Source organism: Catenulispora sp. MAP12-49 (assembly GCF_041262705.1).
Classification (GTDB): Bacteria; Actinomycetota; Actinomycetes; order Streptomycetales; family Catenulisporaceae; genus Catenulispora.
Genome location: NZ_JBGCCP010000010.1, coordinates 164,128 through 181,448, shown reverse-complemented (window position 1 = coordinate 181,448; position 17,321 = coordinate 164,128). Strand labels below are relative to the sequence as shown.

13 protein-coding genes are annotated in these 17,321 nt (G+C 70.0%); 10 read left to right on the top strand and 3 right to left on the bottom strand.

Features of this window, described 5'->3' with window-relative positions:
• Nucleotides 1-93: 93 nt before the first annotated feature.
• Both ABIA35_RS20445 and ABIA35_RS20440 read right to left on the bottom strand, forming a co-directional pair.
• The gene (locus ABIA35_RS20445; RefSeq protein WP_370335964.1) at nt 94-1,911 is read right to left on the bottom strand and encodes an ABC-F family ATP-binding cassette domain-containing protein; all 1,818 of its coding nucleotides are present in this window, start codon (nt 1,909-1,911) and stop codon (nt 94-96) included.
• A 10-nt stretch (nt 1,912-1,921) separates the two neighbouring features.
• On the bottom strand, nt 1,922-4,342 hold the full coding sequence (locus tag ABIA35_RS20440) for a DEAD/DEAH box helicase (protein ID WP_370358906.1): 2,421 nt from the start codon (nt 4,340-4,342) through the stop codon (nt 1,922-1,924).
• Between the two features lie 262 nt (nt 4,343-4,604).
• On the opposite strand from ABIA35_RS20440, the gene ABIA35_RS20435 reads away from it, so the two are divergent.
• The 10 genes from ABIA35_RS20435 (at nt 4,605) to ABIA35_RS20390 (ending at nt 16,778) form a co-directional block, all read left to right on the top strand.
• On the top strand, nt 4,605-4,946 hold the full coding sequence (locus tag ABIA35_RS20435; RefSeq protein ID WP_015796998.1) for an anti-sigma factor antagonist: 342 nt from the start codon (nt 4,605-4,607) through the stop codon (nt 4,944-4,946).
• 108 nt (nt 4,947-5,054) lie between these two features.
• Nucleotides 5,055-5,579 carry an ATP-binding protein gene (locus ABIA35_RS20430; RefSeq protein ID WP_370335960.1) on the top strand — a complete coding sequence of 175 codons (525 nt, stop codon included), beginning with the start codon at nt 5,055-5,057 and terminating at the stop codon, nt 5,577-5,579.
• A 299-nt stretch (nt 5,580-5,878) separates the two neighbouring features.
• Nucleotides 5,879-8,314: a sodium-translocating pyrophosphatase gene (locus ABIA35_RS20425; RefSeq protein ID WP_370335958.1), complete on the top strand. Its 2,436-nt coding sequence runs from the start codon at nt 5,879-5,881 to the stop codon at nt 8,312-8,314.
• A 202-nt stretch (nt 8,315-8,516) separates the two neighbouring features.
• Nucleotides 8,517-8,927 (top strand): DUF6247 family protein, encoded by a 411-nt coding sequence (locus ABIA35_RS20420; protein WP_370358905.1) that lies wholly within the window; start codon nt 8,517-8,519, stop codon nt 8,925-8,927.
• Nucleotides 8,924-9,277 (top strand): hypothetical protein, encoded by a 354-nt coding sequence (locus tag ABIA35_RS20415; RefSeq protein WP_370358904.1) that lies wholly within the window; start codon nt 8,924-8,926, stop codon nt 9,275-9,277. Before ABIA35_RS20420 ends, ABIA35_RS20415 begins: the two co-directional genes overlap by 4 nt.
• 67 nt (nt 9,278-9,344) lie before the next feature.
• On the top strand, nt 9,345-10,835 hold the full coding sequence (locus ABIA35_RS20410) for a methyltransferase (protein WP_370335956.1): 1,491 nt from the start codon (nt 9,345-9,347) through the stop codon (nt 10,833-10,835).
• Nucleotides 10,836-11,135: 300 nt separating this feature from the next.
• Complete coding sequence (gene topA / locus ABIA35_RS20405) at nt 11,136-13,961, top strand: type I DNA topoisomerase (RefSeq protein WP_370358903.1); 2,826 nt, start codon at nt 11,136-11,138, stop codon at nt 13,959-13,961.
• Between the two features lie 123 nt (nt 13,962-14,084).
• Nucleotides 14,085-14,630 (top strand): Uma2 family endonuclease, encoded by a 546-nt coding sequence (locus ABIA35_RS20400; protein WP_370358902.1) that lies wholly within the window; start codon nt 14,085-14,087, stop codon nt 14,628-14,630.
• 60 nt (nt 14,631-14,690) lie between these two features.
• Nucleotides 14,691-15,236: an N-acetyltransferase family protein gene (locus ABIA35_RS20395; protein WP_370335950.1), complete on the top strand. Its 546-nt coding sequence runs from the start codon at nt 14,691-14,693 to the stop codon at nt 15,234-15,236.
• A 231-nt stretch (nt 15,237-15,467) separates the two neighbouring features.
• A complete protein-coding gene (locus tag ABIA35_RS20390) occupies nt 15,468-16,778 on the top strand; it encodes an NlpC/P60 family protein (RefSeq protein WP_370358901.1) in 1,311 nt (436 codons plus the stop codon).
• Between the two features lie 7 nt (nt 16,779-16,785).
• Here ABIA35_RS20390 and ABIA35_RS20385 read toward each other — a convergent pair whose 3' ends face one another.
• Nucleotides 16,786-17,304, bottom strand: a complete 519-nt coding sequence (locus ABIA35_RS20385; protein ID WP_370335946.1) for a DUF2199 domain-containing protein — start codon at nt 17,302-17,304, stop codon at nt 16,786-16,788.
• Nucleotides 17,305-17,321: the final 17 nt, after the last annotated feature.

The following is a 17,321-nucleotide window of genomic DNA, read 5'->3' as shown; positions in this document are numbered from 1 at the left end:
CGGCCTGTCCCGGCCGTCCGTCCGCGTACTGTGCCACGCGCCTCCCCCTTGCTCCGGCCTCCGGTGCGCACCGGAGGCCAAGTCGGCCCCCGTCTACTCGGAGAGTGAGAGCCACTCATCCTCTAGACGGAGACGTTCCTCATGCAACTCGCGTAGCTTAGCGTCCGCATCGGCCGCTGCGAGATAGTCTCCCCCAATCTCTGAGAGTTCCCCATGCAGCTTGGCCTCCAGCTCCGCGATCTTGTCCAGGCGCCGTTCGATGCGCGCCAGCTCCTTCTTCACGGCGCGGTCCTCGCGCGAGCCCGTACCGCCGCTTGAGGAGTTTGACGGCTGGGCGGGCGCTTTGGTTGTGCGGGAGTTGGAAACCTCTGGTGGGCGCTGCTCGCGGTGGGCGAGGTACTCGTCGACGCCGCCGGGCAGCAGCCGGATCCGGCCGTCCCCGTACAGCGCGGCGACCCGGTCGGTGGTGCGCTCCAGGAAGTAGCGGTCGTGGCTGACCACCAGCAGGCTGCCCGGCCAGCCGTCGAGGATGTCCTCAAAAGCGGTGAGGGTGTCGATGTCCAGATCGTTGGTGGGCTCGTCGAGCAGCAGCACGTTCGGGGCGTCCATCAGGAGCCTGAGCAGCTGCAGCCGGCGCCGCTCGCCGCCGGACAGGTCGCCGACCCGCGTCCACTGCTTCTCGCCGGCGAAGCCGAACCGCTCCAGCAGCTGCCCGGCGGTCAGCGTCTTGCCCTTGCCGATCTCGACCGTGGAGTGGACCTTCTCGACGGCCTCCAGCACCCGCCAGGTGGGGTCGATCTCCGCGACCTCCTGCGACAGGTGCGCCGGCTTCACCGTGAGGCCGGTGACGACCCGCCCCGAGTCCGGGTGCGCCTCGCCGAGCAGCAGCCGGACCAGCGAGGACTTGCCGGAGCCGTTGACGCCGATCAGCCCGAGCCGCTCGCCGGGGCCGAGCTGCCAGGTGACGCGCTTGAAGAGCTCCTTCTTCTCCACACCGTCCCCGACGGCGTAGGACACGTCCTCCAGCTCGTAGACGGTCCGCCCGAGCCGGCTGGTCGCGAACTTCTGCAGCTCCGTGCTGTCCCGGGCCGGCGGCTCGGCCGCGATCAGCTGGTTGGCCGCGTCGATCCGGAACTTCGGCTTGCTGGTCCGGGCCGGGGCGCCGCGCCGCAGCCACGCCAGCTCCTTGCGCAGCAGGTTCTGCTTGCGGTCCCACTCGGTGTCGGCCTGCCGCTGCCGCTCGGCGCGGGCCAGGACGTACGCGGAGTAGCCGCCGTCGTAGTCCAGTACCTGCCCGTTGACGACCTCCCAGGTGCGGGTCGTGACGGCGTCCAGGAACCAGCGGTCGTGGGTGACGGTGAGCAGCGCCGGCTTGGCGGTGGCCAGGTGCCGGGCCAGCCACGCGATGCCCTCGACGTCCAGGTGGTTGGTGGGCTCGTCGAGCAGCAGCAGGTCGTGCTCGTTGATCAGGGCCTTGGCCAGCGCCACGCGGCGCCGCTCGCCCCCGGACAGCGGACCGATCCGGGTGTCCATGCCCTCGGGGAAGGCCGGGAAGTCGGTGCCGCCGAACAGTCCGGTGATGACGTCGCGCACCCGCGCGTCGGCCAGCCACTCGTGGTCGGGCTTGTCCGCGACCAGCTCGTGCCGGATCGTCGCCGCCGGATCCAGGGTGTCGTGCTGCCCGACGAACGCGATGCGCAGCCCGCCGGTGTGTGTGACCCGCCCGGAGTCGGGCTCGTCGAGTTTGGCCAGCACCCGCAGCAAGGTGGACTTGCCGCCGCCGTTGCGGCCGACCACACCGATCCGGTCGCCCTCGGACAGGCCCAGGGAGACTTTGTCCATGAGCGTGCGGGCGGTATAGGCCTTGGAGACGTTCTCCAGGTTGACGAGGTTGACAGCTTGGGGTGCCATTGCGCCAACGCTACCGGGTCCCGGGCGGGGGTCCTTCCTGTGCGCAGGTCAGGACCAGGTTCAGCAGGCGGGCCGCACCGGACTTGTCCAAGGGGTTGTTCCCGTTCCCGCACTTCGGCGACTGCACGCAGGACGGGCAGCCCTCCACGCATTCACACGCCGCGATCACGTCCCGGGTCGCCGTGAGCCACGCCACGGCCGCGCCGTAGGCCCGCTCGGCGAAGCCCGCGCCGCCGGGGTGGCCGTCGTAGACGAACACGGTGAGGCGCTCGGTGTCCGGATGCATCGGCATCGAGACGCCGCCGATGTCCCAGCGGTCGCACGGGGTGAACAGCGGGAGCAGGCCGATGGAGGCGTGTTCGGCGGCGTGCGCGGCGCCGGCGCTCATGGCGGCGTCGAGTTCGGCGTCGCGCAGGGCGGCCGGGTCGACGGTCCACCAGACCGCGCGGGTGCGCAGGATGCGTTCGGGGAGGTCCAGCGGCTTGGTCTCGATGATCTGGCCGGTGCCGGCCTTGCGCTTCAGGTACGAGACCACCTGCGTGCTCACCTCGACCGAGCCGAAGTGCAGGGAGGCGTCGCCCCAGTCCTGGGTCTGCTCCGTCTCCAGGATGCCCACCTGGACCACGTCGCGGGCCATCGTGGTGTAGTCCGGGTTCGCCCGGTGCACCAGCGCTATGTTCTGCTCCAGGTCCAGCTTGTCCACCAGGTACGTGTGGCCCTGGTGCAGGTACACGGCTCCGTCGTGCACCGAGGAGTGCGAGGCGCCCTCGTCCACGGTCCCGAGCAGGCGGCCGGTCTTGTCCTCGACGATGCGGACCGACGGCCCGCCGGTGCCGCGCAGGTCGGTCAGCGCGGAGGGGCGCTCGCGCCGGGTCCAGTACCAGCCGGTGGGGCGGCGGCGGAGGTACTCGCGGCGGGTGAGGTCCGAGAGCAGCGCTTCGGAAGTCGGGCCGAACAACGACAAGTCGGAATCCGTAATAGGGAGTTCCGCGGCGGCCGCGCACAGGTGCGGCGCCAATACGTAGGGGTTGTCAGGGTCCAGCACCGACGCCTCGACCGGCCGGTCGAAGATCGACTCGGAGTGGTGGACCAGGTAGGTGTCCAGCGGGTCGTCGCGGGCGATGAGGACGGCCAGCGCGCCCTGTCCGGCCCTTCCAGCGCGCCCCGCCTGTTGCCACAGGGAGGCGCGGGTACCGGGGAACCCGGCCATCAGGACGGCGTCGAGCCCTGCGACGTCCACGCCGAGCTCCAGGGCGGTCGTGGCGGCCAGGCCGACGAGGGCGCCGTCCTTGGCCGGGTCCATGTGCAGGGCGGCTTCCAGCGCGCGGCGTTCGGTCTTCAGGTAGCCGCCGCGATAGGCCGCGATGCGTTTGCCGTATCCGGTGCGGCGCTCCTCCAGGTAGTCGCGCGTCTGCATCGACACCTGTTCGGCGCCGCGGCGGGACCGGGTGAAGACGACGGTGCGGACGTCGTCCAGCACCAAGTCCGTCAGCAGGTCCGCGGCTTCCGCTGTAGCGGACCGCCGTACCGGCGCTCCGCGTTCCCCGATGAAGGTCGTCAGGGGAGGCTCCCACAGGGCGAACACCAGAGGACCGCGCGGGGAGGAGTCGTCGGTGACCGCGGCGACCTCGACCCCGGTGAGCCGGGAGGCCGACACGGCCGGGTCGGCGGTCGTGGCCGAGGCCAGTATGAAGGTCGGACTGGCGCCGTAGCGGGCGCAGATGCGGCGCAGCCGCCGCAGGACCGCCGCCACGTGCGAGCCGAAGACCCCTTTATAGGTGTGGCACTCGTCGATGACGACATAGCGGAGCTTGCGCAGGAACGGGGCCCAGCGCGCGTGGCCCGGCAGCATCGAGTAGTGCAGCATGTCCGGGTTGCTCAGGACGTAGTTCGCGTAGCGGCGGACCCAGTCGCGGGCCTCGGCGTCCGTGTCGCCGTCCAGCAGGCCCGCGCGGACCCCCGGTACGTCCAACCGAGTGAGACGCCTGAGTTGGTCCGCGGCCAGCGCCTTCGTCGGGGCCAGGTACAGCGTGGTGCCCGCGTTCTCGCGGATCGCGGTCAGGGCCGGCAGCTGGAAGCCCATCGATTTGCCGGAGGCGGTGCCGGTCGCCAGGGTCACATGCTGCCCCGCCCGCGCCGCCTCGGCCGCCGCGACCTGGTGCAGCCAGGGCCGGGCGACGCCGCCGGCCTCGCGGAACCCGTGCACCACGGCTTCGTCGGCCCACTCCGGCCACTCGCCGTGCTCCGCGTCCCGGGCCGGTACCACGCGCACATGCGTCACTCGCTCCGCGCGCGACGCGGGAACCGAGATCAGCCTCTCCAGCGTTGCCGGGATAGCGCCGTTCTCCGTATTGGCAGCATTCAGTGCCGGTGCCGGTGTGGACACACCGCCCGTGCCGGGGTTTTGCTGGTAGGGAGAAATCGGCGACATCGCAGACCAGTATCCGACACGGAACCCGACACGACACGACCTTCCGGCCACGCGCGCCCCCCAGACACCCGTCGGCGCGCGATCATAGGCGCAGGACGACGCACCATTAGAGGGCACTTGACGCGAATCGTGGCCGAGTGTCATCCCGAGGTGATTGACTGTGCTCAAGCCCTGACCCGGGTGAAGCTGTATTTTGTGTTGCCGAGGACACACCTTTTCTCACCCCCGCCGCGGCGGGTAGGCACCATTTTGGAGGCCGGCAGTGGACCTGAAGCTGGAGACGCGAGACGAGAACGGCCGGACGATCGTCAAGGTCGGCGGGGAGATCGACGTGTACACCGCTCCCAAGCTCCGGGAGCAGTTGGTCGAGCTGGTCGGTGCCGGGAAGTACCACCTGATCGTGGACATGGAGGACGTCGACTTCCTGGACTCCACGGGCCTGGGCGTGCTGGTCGGCGGCCTGAAGCGGGTCCGGGCGCACGACGGCTCGCTGCGCCTGGTCTGCACCCAGGAGCGGATCCTGAAGATCTTCCGGATCACCGGCCTGACCAAGGTCTTCCCGATCAGCGACAGCGTGGAGCAGGCCGTCACCGCGGTCGACTAGCCGGGCCCGGCGGGCTTCGCCGGCCGCGCCGTGCGAGAGCTCTCGCCGCGCACCGGGGCCCGCCTCCGGCCGTCCCATCCCGTACTTGTTCCTAAGGGGTCTGCCAACATGGATGCGCAATCGTCGGCCGTCGGCACGGTGGCCAAGACGGAGAGCGCCACGGCCGTTCTGCTGCGGTTCACCCCGCAGCCCGAGCACGTCAGGACCGCGCGCCTGGTCGCGGTCGCCCACGCCCGCCGGGTCGGCGTGGAGGCCGGGCTGCTCGACGAGGTCCGCCTGGCCGTCGGCGAGGCCTGTTCCCGGGCCGTCGGCCTGCACCAGCGGCACTGCCCCGGCGAGCCGGTGGTCGTGGTGCTGGACGCGATCGACGCCTCCGGCTCGGGCCTGGTGCCCGACCGGTTCGTGGTGACCGTGGCCGACAAGGTCTCCGGTGCGGTACCCGGTCCCCGCGACGGGGTCGGCGCCCCGGCCGCCGCCGAGGGTGAGACGGCGGCGCAGCCGGAGGACGAGGAGGACCTCGACGACGCCGAGATGGGTCTGGCGGTCCTGACCGGGCTGGTGGACGATCTCGACATCACCTCCGGATCCGAGGGCGGCGCGGTCCGTATGGGTTGGCCCGTCAAGGATTTCTGAACACTTATATGAACGCCGGTTCGGGCCATCGCAGTAGGCCCGAACTGCAGGCGGTCGCAACTCTTCGCGGCGGGGCGCCCCATCCATGGCCGCCCCGCCGATTCTTTGGGCATCACCCCACATCAAGCGACGCTTCCATTCACCAAACCGAGTGAAAAGTGTCCTTCATCACATAGCGATCCGTGAGGTCGGCGAAACGATCTGTTGACCGACCTCGTGTATTCGCGCGTAGACTCCCCTGCCATTGGCTGTGATCTGAGTTACAGCGTCGGAATACGGATCGTCACAGTGGAGGACGCATGCCGCGAATTGCGGACAGCGGCTCGACGGTGATCCCTTTGGCTGGGGGCAACCTCGCCTGGATCTTCGTGGTGGCCGTGATCGCCCTAGGTGCGCTTGGCGTCGCCGGCATCCTTGTCAAAGAGGTGCTGGCGGCCAGTGAGGGCACAGAGAATATGAAACGCATCGCGGCCGCGGTGCAAGAAGGCGCGTCCGCGTACCTCGCGCGGCAGTTCCGTACGTTGGCGATGTTCGCTGTCGTGGCCTTCTTCCTGCTGCTGGCGCTGCCGGCCGACGACTGGTCACAGCGCATCGGCCGTTCGATCTTCTTCCTGGTCGGAGCCGTCTTCTCGGCCACGACCGGGTACATCGGCATGTGGCTGGCGGTGCGCTCGAACGTCCGGGTGGCCGCGGCGGCCAACGAGTCCGGCTCGCCGCGGGCGATGCGGATCGCGTTCCGCACCGGCGGCGTGGTCGGCATGTTCACCGTGGGCCTGGGCCTGTTCGGCGCGGCCGTGGTGGTGCTGATCTACAAGGGCAACGCCCCGAACGTGCTGGAGGGCTTCGGCTTCGGCGCCGCCATGCTGGCGATGTTCATGCGCGTCGGCGGCGGCATCTTCACCAAGGCCGCCGACGTCGGCGCGGACCTGGTCGGCAAGGTCGAGCAGAACATCCCCGAGGACGACCCGCGCAACGCCGCGACCATCGCGGACAACGTCGGCGACAACGTCGGCGACTGCGCGGGCATGGCCGCGGACCTGTTCGAATCCTACGCGGTGACGCTGGTCGCCGCACTGATTCTGGGAAAGATCGCCTTCGGTACCCAGGGCCTGGTGTTCCCGCTGATGGTGCCGGCGCTCGGCGTCATCACCGCGGTGATCGGCATCTTCGCGGTGTCCCCGCGCACGGGGGACAAGAACGCGATGGCGGCGATCAACCGCGGCTTCTTCGTCAGCGCCGTGGTGGCGGTGGTGCTGGTGGCGATCGCGTGCTTCACCTACCTGCCCAGCAAGATCTCCTCGCTGGACCACGTCGATCCCAGCGTGCTGGCCGACGCCGCGACCAAGGACCCGCGCCTGATCGCGCTGGGCGCCGTGGTGATCGGCATCGTGGTCGCGGCCGCCATCCAGGTGCTGACCGGGTACTTCACCGAGACCAACCGGCGTCCGGTCCAGGACATCGGCAAGACCTCGCTGACGGGCCCGGCGACCGTGGTCCTGGCCGGCATCGGGATCGGCCTGGAGTCCGCGGTGTACTCGGCGCTGCTGATCGGCGGCGGCGTGTTCCTGGCCTACCTGCTCGGCGGCGCCTCGCTGACCCTGTCGCTGTTCGCGGTGGCCATGGCCGGCACCGGCCTGCTGACCACGGTCGGCGTCATCGTCGCGATGGACACCTTCGGCCCGGTCTCGGACAACGCGCAGGGCATCGCGGAGATGTCCGGCGACGTGGGCGAGGAGGGCGCGAAGGTGCTGACCTCGCTGGACGCGGTCGGCAACACCACCAAGGCGATCACCAAGGGCATCGCGATCGCGACGGCCGTGCTGGCCGCGACCGCGCTGTTCGGGGCGTTCACCCAGAAGATCACCGAGACGGTCGCCCAGGTCCACAACCCGACGGTGTCCAGCAAGGAGGAGGCCCTGCAGTTCGGCGGCATCCTCAACGTCGGCGACCCGCGCAACCTGTTCGGCCTGATCATCGGCGCGTCCGTGGTGTTCCTGTTCTCCGGCCTGGCGATCAACGCCGTGTCCCGGGCGGCCGGCGCGGTCGTGTACGAGGTCCGCCGCCAGTTCCGGGAGATCCCCGGGATCATGGAGGGCACCGGACGGCCCGAGTACGGCCGCGTGGTGGACATCGTCACCACCGACTCGCTGCGCGAGCTGGTCACCCCGGGTCTGCTGGCGGTGATGGCGCCGATCGCGGTCGGCTTCACCCTCGGCGTCGGAGCCCTGGGCTCCTACCTGGCCGGCACCATCGGCGCCGGCGTCCTGATGGCGGTCTTCCTGTCGAACTCCGGCGGCGCCTGGGACAACGCCAAGAAGCTGGTCGAGGACGGCAACTTCGGCGGCAAGGGCTCCGAGGCGCACACCGCGACCATCGTCGGCGACACCATCGGCGACCCCTTCAAGGACACCGCCGGCCCCGCGATCAACCCGCTGATCAAGGTGATGAACCTGGTCAGCCTCCTGATCGTGCCGGCCGTGGTCCAGCTGTCGATCGGCACCTCCGCCAACGCCCCGGTCCGCGCCCTGATCGCGATCACCGCCCTGGCGGTCATCGCGGTGGCGGTGTGGAACAGCAAGCGCAAGTCGATCGCCGTCTCGGACTCCAACTCGGACTCCAACGCCCCGGCCACCGGCCCCGGCGCGGCGGTGGAGGCGGCGGCCCCGCCGGCCCCGGGCGCCCCGCGCAACGGGGACGAGGACACGACGATGGAGGCTTCCGCCCAGTCGATCTGAGCGGTGGCTCCGGGAGTCTTCTCCTATTAATGCGGCGCCCTCGGCCTTCGGGCCGGGGGCGCCTTTTTTGGGTGACTTGCGTTCCCCAGACCCGGACCTTTGAAGTACCTTTGAAGACATGGGAACTGTGAGTGACTCCGTACCGTTCTCCGAGCTGATTCAGCATCCCCGCGAGACGACCTCGCGGCTGGACGAAACCGAGATGCTGCGCCTGGTGCGCCGGAACCAGCCGGACCTGATGTTGGCGACCGTCGAGCGTGCCGAGCGCGATGCCGAGATCTTCGACATCACGACCCGGTTGCTGGTGGGGATAATCGCCCGGGAACCGTCGCGTGACGTGCTTCGCAGCTCCCTGACCGGTGTGTTCGCCTGGACGAGGTTCCTTCCGGACGATGCGGTCGACGAGTTCCTGGCTGAACTGGTGGAGGTGGCCAGGGCGTCAGCCGAGATTCGCAACCTGCGGCCGGTCGCGCAGGTGATCATCGAGTGGCAGCACACGGCCGAGATCTACGCGGATCCGGAGTTGTATCGGCTGCTGAACAGGGAGTTTTCTGGGAAGGATGACTTCGGGCCGGTGGAAGTACCTGTCGTGCCGGACGAGGGCGATGCATGAGCCCGAAACGGAACGATGACGTGGCACCTCCGCCGATCGACGGCGAGTGGCGGATCCGCTACGCGGATACGGCGACCGTCAATGGCTGGCGCGATCTGTGCAGCAAGGCTCCGCGCAATACGCGGAAGGCGTTTGAGGTCATCCGCGCGGACCCCAGACCTGCGGAATCAACGGACCGTCACCACCGGCTTAAGTACGGATACGCCTTCGTGATCAGCGGTGGCGTGCGCATGGAGCACTGGCAGTACGAGGTCACCGGCGGTGGCCGTATCTGGTACCACATCGATGCCGCGAACCGGACGGTCTGGCTCGACTACGCCGGCGTCGGTCACCCGAAGGCCACCGACTGAGTCACCGCAGCCGGCGCCCTCGCCCTCCGGGTCGGGGGCGCCGCACGTTTCCCGCGACAATGGACCCATGGAGAAGCTGCGCGAAGCGCTGATGAAGGCCGACTACACCGTGGACGGCGTCCTGGAGGTCCTCGGCCCGCTGGCCTACGCGGCGCTGGCCCGGAGCGAGAGCGTCCCGGCGCTGCGGGCCACTGGCGGGGGGTCGCCGGTGGAGACCCTGATCCGGCTCTTCCTGCTTCAGCAGCCGGTGGCGCGCAAGGCGGTCGAGGCCGCGCTGCCGGTCGAGGACTCGGTCGCGGCCGGGCTCGTCACGGTCGAGGGGGAGCTGGTGCGCGCCGCCATGGACATCCGGCCCTATGGCGATGACGACGGCCACGACTGGTACCTCGTCTCCGACCTGTCGGGCGGCCTTCATGCGCAGGGGCAGGGCCATCCGGTGCGCGAGGACCACGTTCTTGGCGTCGGCGGCGCCTCCACCACGCTCGCGCAGCTCACCATCCGTGACCCGTTCCGGTCCGCGCTCGATGTCGGCACCGGTGGCGGGGTGCAGGCGCTGCACCTGTCGACGCACGTCGACCGGGTGGTCGGTACCGACCGGAACCCGCGGGCGCTCAAGCTGGCCCGGCTCACCCAGCAGCTCTCCGGGGTCGAGCCCTTCGACCTGCGTGAGGGCTCGCTGTTCGAGCCGGTGCAGGGCGAGTTGTTCGATCTGGTCGTGTCCAATCCGCCGTTCGTGATCTCGCCGGACAACGCCGCGCAGGGTGGTCGCTTCGTCTATCGCGACTCCGGGCTGCCGGCCGACGAGGTGTGCCGGCAGCTGGTCAGCAACGCCCACCGCCACCTGGCCGAGGACGGCTGGTGCCAGGTGCTGGCGAACTGGCTGCACGTGGACGGCGTGGACTGGCGCGAGCGGGTGGCCGGCTGGGTGCGGGACACCGGCTGCGACGCCTGGGTGGTGCAGCGCGAGGCCCAGGATCCGGCCGAGTACGTCGAGCTCTGGCTGCGCGACTCCGGCGAGTACGGGACCCCGGACTATCCGGCGCGCTACGACGCCTGGCTGGACTACTTCGAGCAGAACAAGGTCAACGCCATCGGCTTCGGCTGGATCACCCTGCACAACGCCGGCGCCGAGAGCCCGCTGATGCGCCTGGAGGAGATCTCGCACCCGGTGGAGCAGCCGCTCGGGCCGCACATCCCGAGCTGGTTCGCCCGCCACGACTTCCTGCGCGGCACCGACGACGACGAGCTCATGCAGCGCCGCCTGGCGGTGGCCCCGGACGTGCGCTGGGAGCAGGTCGCGCAGCCGACGTACGGGGGCGGTAGCGGCTGGGGCAGCGACTCCTCGCGGCTGAGCCAGCAGGAAGGCTTCATGCGTTCGGCGGACATCGACCCGGTCGGGGCCGCGGTGGTGGGCGCCTCGGACGGGGAGACCCCGCTCGGGGAAATCCTGGACGCTGTCGGCGAACGCTACGGAATCGACGGCCGGAGCCTGCGCACCGGGGCCGTCGAGGCCATCCGGGGGCTGGTCGAGGACGGATATCTGTTCCCCGTGGCGTAGTGCGTACCCGGTGCTGCCATCAGCGTCGATGGCCTCAACACCGGTTGTCCTGCGTCACATCCGTCCCACCTCTGGCGTTTTCCGGTTCCGTCCTATACGCCAGTTCGGGTTAACGTTCGGTTGTACGCCGACCATTCAAGACAACGAGTAGGACACAGTAGACAGCGCGGAGACGTACGGCTGAGGTACGGTCACTCTCCGTTGGTGTCGCGGTGTCCCGACCACGTGTCGTACCGCGGTGTGCGGGGTACGCCCAAGCGCGTATCCCTTGGGGCTAGCAGTTGGGAAGCAGAGGTAACGGTGGCAGGCAAGGGTTCAGCGGACTCGGGCGGTTCGACGCGCCGGCTGGTCATCGTCGAGTCGCCGGCCAAGGCGAAGACGATCAAGGGCTACCTCGGTGCGGGCTACACCGTCGAGGCTTCCGTCGGCCACATCCGGGACCTGCCCGCCGGCGCCGACGAGGTGCCGGAGAAGTACAAGGGCACCTCGATGGGCCGGCTCGGCGTGGACGTGGACGGCGACTTCGAGCCGCTGTACCTGGTCAACGCCGACAAGCGCAAGCAGGTCGCCAAGCTCAAGGACCTCCTGAAGGAAGCCGACGAACTCCTGCTGGCCACCGACGAGGACCGCGAGGGCGAGGCCATCGCGTGGCACCTGCACGAGGTGCTCAAGCCGAAGGTCCCCGCCAAGCGCATGGTGTTCCACGAGATCACCCGCGAGGCGATCCAGGCGGCGGTGCGCAACACCCGCGAGATCAACCTCCAGCTGGTCGACGCCCAGGAGACCCGCCGCATCCTGGACCGGCTCTACGGCTACGAGGTCTCCCCGGTGCTGTGGAAGAAGGTCCGCACCGGCCTGTCGGCCGGCCGCGTGCAGTCGGTGGCCACCCGCATGGTGGTGGACCGGGAGCGCGAGCGCATCGCGTTCCGCGCCGCCGAGTACTGGGACCTGACCGGCACCTTCGAGACGCTGAAGGCCGCCGGGCCGGACGACCCGCGCGCCATGACCGCCCGGCTGGCCAGCGTCGACGGCAAGCGCGTGGCCGCCGGCCGCGACTTCGGGCCGGACGGGCAGCTCAAGAGCGGAAGCCAGAACGTCGCGCACCTGACCGAGGTCACCGCCAAGGCGCTGGCCGCGGCGCTGCGCGAGGCGGACTTCAGCGTCCGCGGCGTGGAGCGCAAGCCGTACCGGCGCTCGCCGTACGCCCCCTTCCGGACCACCACGCTGCAGCAGGAGGCCAGCCGCAAGCTCGGCATGGACTCCAAGCGCACCATGCGGGTCGCGCAGAGCCTGTACGAGAACGGCTACATCACCTATATGCGTACCGACAGCATCACGCTGTCGGACACCGCGCTGAACGCCGCCCGGACCCAGGTGCGCGAGCTGTACGGCGCCGACTACCTGCCGGACGTGCCGCGCCGCTACGACTCCAAGGTGAAGAACGCGCAGGAGGCGCACGAGGCGATCCGGCCCTCCGGCGACACCTTCCGCACCCCGGCGCAGACCGGCCTTTCGGGCGACGAGTTCCGGCTGTACGAGCTGATCTGGATGCGCACCGTCGCCTCCCAGATGAAGGACGCCACCGGCCACACCGTGACGGTGAAGGTCGGCGGCGCCGCCTCCGACGGCCGGGACGTGGAGTTCAGCGCCAGCGGCCGCATCATCTCCTTCCACGGCTTCCTGAAGGCCTACGTGGAGGGCACCGACGACCCGGACGCCGCGCTGGACGACTCCGAGCAGCGGCTGCCGGCCGTGGCCGAGGGCGACGCGCTGACCACCACCAAGGTCACCGCGGACGGGCACTCGACCAAGCCGCCCGCGCGCTTCACCGAGGCCTCGCTGATCAAGGAGATGGAAGAGCGCGAGATCGGCCGGCCCTCGACGTACTCCACGATCCTGGGCACGATCCTGGACCGCGGCTACGCCTTCAAGAAGGGCACCGCGCTGGTCCCGTCCTACATCGCCTTCGCGGTGGTCGGGCTGCTGGAGAACCACTTCGGCGACCTGGTGAACTACGAGTTCACCGCGCGCATGGAGGACGACCTGGACCGCATCGCCCGCGGCGAGGCGCAGCGCGTGCCGTGGCTGCGCCGGTTCTACTTCGGCCCGGCCGAGACCGAGCAGGCCGGCGCGCCGGCGGGCAAGACCGGTGGCGACGGCGCGGTGTTCGACCACCTCGGCGGCCTGAAGGACCTGGTCACCGACCTGGGCAACATCGACGCCCGGGAGGTGAACTCCTTCCCGGTCGGCGAGGACGGCATCATCCTGCGCGTGGGCCGCTTCGGCCCGTACATCGAGCGCAACCTGGAGGACGGCACCCAGCAGCGCGCCAGCGTCCCGGACGACCTCCCGCCGGACGAGCTCACCCCGGCCTTCGCCGAGGAGCTCTTCCTGCAGCCCAGCGGCGACCGCGAACTGGGCAGGGACCCCTCGACCGGCTTCGAGATCGTGGCCAAGGCCGGCCGCTTCGGCCCGTACGTCACCGAGATCCTCCCCGAGGGCACCCCGACGCGCGGCAAGAACGCGGTGAAGGCCCGCACCGGCTCCCTGTTCAAGAACATGGGCCTGGACACGGTCACCCTGGAGGAGGCGCTGCAGCTCCTGTCGCTGCCCCGCGTGGTCGGCGCCGACCCGGAGTCCAACGAGGAGATCACGGTCCAGAACGGCCGCTACGGCCCCTACCTGAAGAAGGGCGCGGACTCCCGCTCGATCACCTCCGAGGAGCAGATCTTCACGATCACCCTCGAGGAGGCCCTGGAGATCTACAAGCAGCCCAAGGCCCGCGGCCGCGGCGCGGCCAAGCCCCCGCTGCGCGAACTGGGCCCGGACCCGGTGTCCGGCAAGCCGATCGTGATCAAGTCGGGCTTCTACGGCGAGTACCTGACCGACGGCGAGACCAACGTGACCATCCCCAAGAGCGAGACGGTCGAGGGCATCACCCCGGCGAAGGCCTACGAGCTGCTCGCCGAGAAGCGCGCCAAGGGACCGGCGAAGAAGACCGCCAAGAAGGCCCCGGCGAAGAAGACCGCGGCGAAGAAGACGGCGGCTTCGGGGACGAAGACGGCGAAGGCCACGGCGGCGAAGAAGACGGCTGCGAAGAAGACGGCGAATTCGGGGACGAAGTAGGGCTGGGCGCTGTCACTCGGAGGAGTGAATATGGTCGGCTTTTCTTCGCTCGTGAGAGTGAAGAAAAGCCTTGATCTTGCCGACTGTGGGTGTCGAGGCGGGTGCCGTTCGTAGGATCGGCGCATGAGCGGTTTCACTTCCGCCGACTTGGACCGGCTGCCAAGGCTCCCTCCCCACACGGAACTGCTCGATGGGAGCCTGGTCTTCACATCCCCGCGAAACGCCTGGCACAGCCTCATCACGTTCTTCCTCCGCGTCGTGTTGCGATCGAGCGCGCCGGAGGGCTGGCGCGTCACCCATGAGATGACCGCCTGGCTGGACGACCGGAATCGGCCCGAGCCCGACGTCCTCGTCGTCGCGGAATCCGCGTCACGGCCGGACCTGAGCGAGACCTTCTACCGTCCCGAGGACATCGCGCTCGCCATCGAGATCGTCTCGCCGGAGTCTGTCGAGCGCGATCATGAGATCAAGCCGCCCGAGTACGCGCGGGCCGGGATCAAGAACCTGTGGCTCATCGAGCGAGATGGCGAGGGAATGATCGCTTATGTCTACACTCTCGACCCGCTCACCGGCGACTACAGCTTGACCGGCACCTTCGGCGAGCGGCTGAAGGTCTCGGTGCCCTTCGACATCGACATCGATTTCGGCACCCTCGGCGACTATCGCTGACCACCCGCCTTGGCGCGTTCGCCCGACCCGGTCCCGGCCTGACCGGTCATAATGGCGCGCATGAGTTCGAGCACGCGTCCGGCCCGTGGCGTCGCCATCCGTGAGGCGGTGGAGGGGGATGCCGAGGAGATCGGGCGGGTGCGGCACGCGGCGTGGCAGGTCGCCTATTCGGGGCTGATGCCGGCGGACTACCTGGCCGGGTTGTCGGTGGACGGTTTCGTGCTCAGTGCCCGGCGGATGCTGGCCGATCGGGCGGCGCGGCGGATGGTGGTGCTGGTCGCCGAGGTCGGCGGGGTGGTCTCGGGGTTCGCCTCGGTGGGGCCGAGCCGTGATGAGGACGAGGCCGAGGGCAGCGTGGGGGAGCTCAACGCCATATACGTCGACCCCGCGATCTGGCGGCTGGGGATCGGGTCCCGGTTGCAGGAGGCCGCGCTGCGGCGGCTGCGGGAGGCCGGCTACCGCGAGGCGACGCTGTGGGTGCTGGCGATCAACTCCGCGTCGCGGGCGTTCTACGAGCACACCGGGTGGCGGCACGACGGCGGGGTCTCGGGGTTCGAGGCCGGGGCCGAGGTGCTGGACGAGACGCGGTACCGCAGGGCTTTGTGATCTTGGCGGTGTGCGGGCGGCGCGGGACAGGGTCCTGCGACCGCCCTGTGATCGTTTCCGGGGCCCGGTCGTTCGCGGATTCCCTCGTTCGGTGGAAACCGCAGGCCTTCTGACCACGCTTCGCGCAAACCGCTCATTTTGTGATGAAAGGTCGCCGGTGGCTGTGGGTAGATCATCCCACAGCCATTCGGGCACTCATTCACCCAGCGGGCGGCGCGGAAGGAGTTCGGCATGCGAGGACGCGGGCACGGCCTGCGGGCGGCGCTCGTCGCGGCCACGGTCCTGACGGCGGCGCTGCTCGGCGCCGCGGCGCATGCCGACCCGGGTCCGGGCCCGGGCACCCCGGTGCCGCCCGGCCAGACGCCCGGCCAGAGGTCCGTCCAGATCCCCGGCCAGGACGCCGTCGACCAGGCCAAGGCCGACGTCGCCGACCGCCAGTCCGCCGCCGACGGCATCCAGCAGGCCCTGGACGCCGCCGGCACCCGCCTGCACACCCTCCTGGCACGCGCCGGCTTGGCCGCCGAGGCGTACGACACCGCCGTGGCCCAGGCGGCGACAGCGGCCCAGGCAGCCGACGCCGCGCAGGCCCAAGCCATCGTCGCCCTGGACGCGCAGCACCAGGCCGAGCAGCGCCTCGGCGCCTTCGCGGCCGAGACCTACCGGCAGGGCTCGGACATGGCGGCGGCGCTGACCCTGCTCCACGCCGGCTCCCTGCACGACTTCGCCGTCCGCCGCCAGGCACTGGCGAACCACGACGCCGCCGAGGCCCTGGCCGTGAACGGCACCCGGCAGGCCACGAAGGACGCGACCTCGGCCCGCCGACAGGCCGACCAGACCGCCGCGGACGAGCGCCGAGCCCAGGCCCAGGCGGAGAGCGCGCTGGAGGCGGCGCGCACGGCGGCCTCCGACGCGCAGGTCCAGGTGGCGGCCATCCAGGTGCAACAGGACGCGCTGCTGAGCGAGCTGGCGGCGGCGCAGGGGATCGAGATCGGGCTGGAGCGGCAGCGGGAGGCCGGACTGGAGGCGCTCGCGGCGCAGCAGGCGGTGGCACGGCAGTCGGCCGCGGCGTCGGCATCCGGTGGCTCGACGCACGCGCAGCCGCCCGCGTCGAGCAGCGGCGGCGCGACGACGTGGACGCCGCCGGCCAGTCCCGCGAGCGCCGCGCCGCCGGCCGAAGGCGCCGTCCGCCAGATGCTGACCTACATCTACGCACAGCTCGGCAAGCCCTACGTCTGGGGCGGCGCGGGTCCGGACGTCTTCGACTGCTCAGGCCTGGCGATGCGCGGCCTGGAAGCCGGCGGCTGGTCCTTCCCGCACCCGGCGCAATGGCAGTACCTGGCGATGCACTCGCTCACCTACGCCCAGCTCCGCCCCGGCGATCTGGTCTTCTGGGCCGAGGACCCCGCCAACCCGCACACCATCTACCACGAGGCGGTGTACATCGGGAACGACCGCATCATCCAGGCACCGCACCCCGGCGGCGTGGTCGAGCAGCAGTCGCTGTGGATCAACGGGACGCCCAGTTTCTACGGGCGGCCGTAGCGGCGCCCTATGTCGGGCTGCCCGGATGCAGGATCTCCTCGGCGATCTGCCGGACCCGGTCCATGGTGATGCCCGTGCGCTGCTCCACGGCCAGCGGATGGTCGGTGGCCTCCAGCTCGATCAGCGGGCGTTTGCCGACCGGCCGGGTGTGCACGTGGGTCTTGAGGTTCATGGTCGACGGGGAGTACCGGCTCAGCTCGGTGGAGAACCAGCCGAAATACGGCGGCTCCGCCTCGCGGCCCTCGGTCTCCCACAGGTCCAGCACCCGCTGGAAGCTGTCCCTGCTCAGGGAGACCCACACGCCCCAGTCGAAAACGTCGCCGCTGTCGAGGATCGGGAGCTGGACAAGGCCGCGGATGAAGAAGTGCTCGCCCTTGATGATGCACAGTTCGGGCGTCAGCTCGCTGGACTCATCCTCGGCCAGCTCGGGGAACCAGTAGGCCGGCGCTTCGGCGTGGAACGACCGCGGAAGCTCTTCATGCCGCTCCCCGCAGCACCGGCATGTGAATCCCAGATCAGCAGACATGCCGATGACCCTACTCA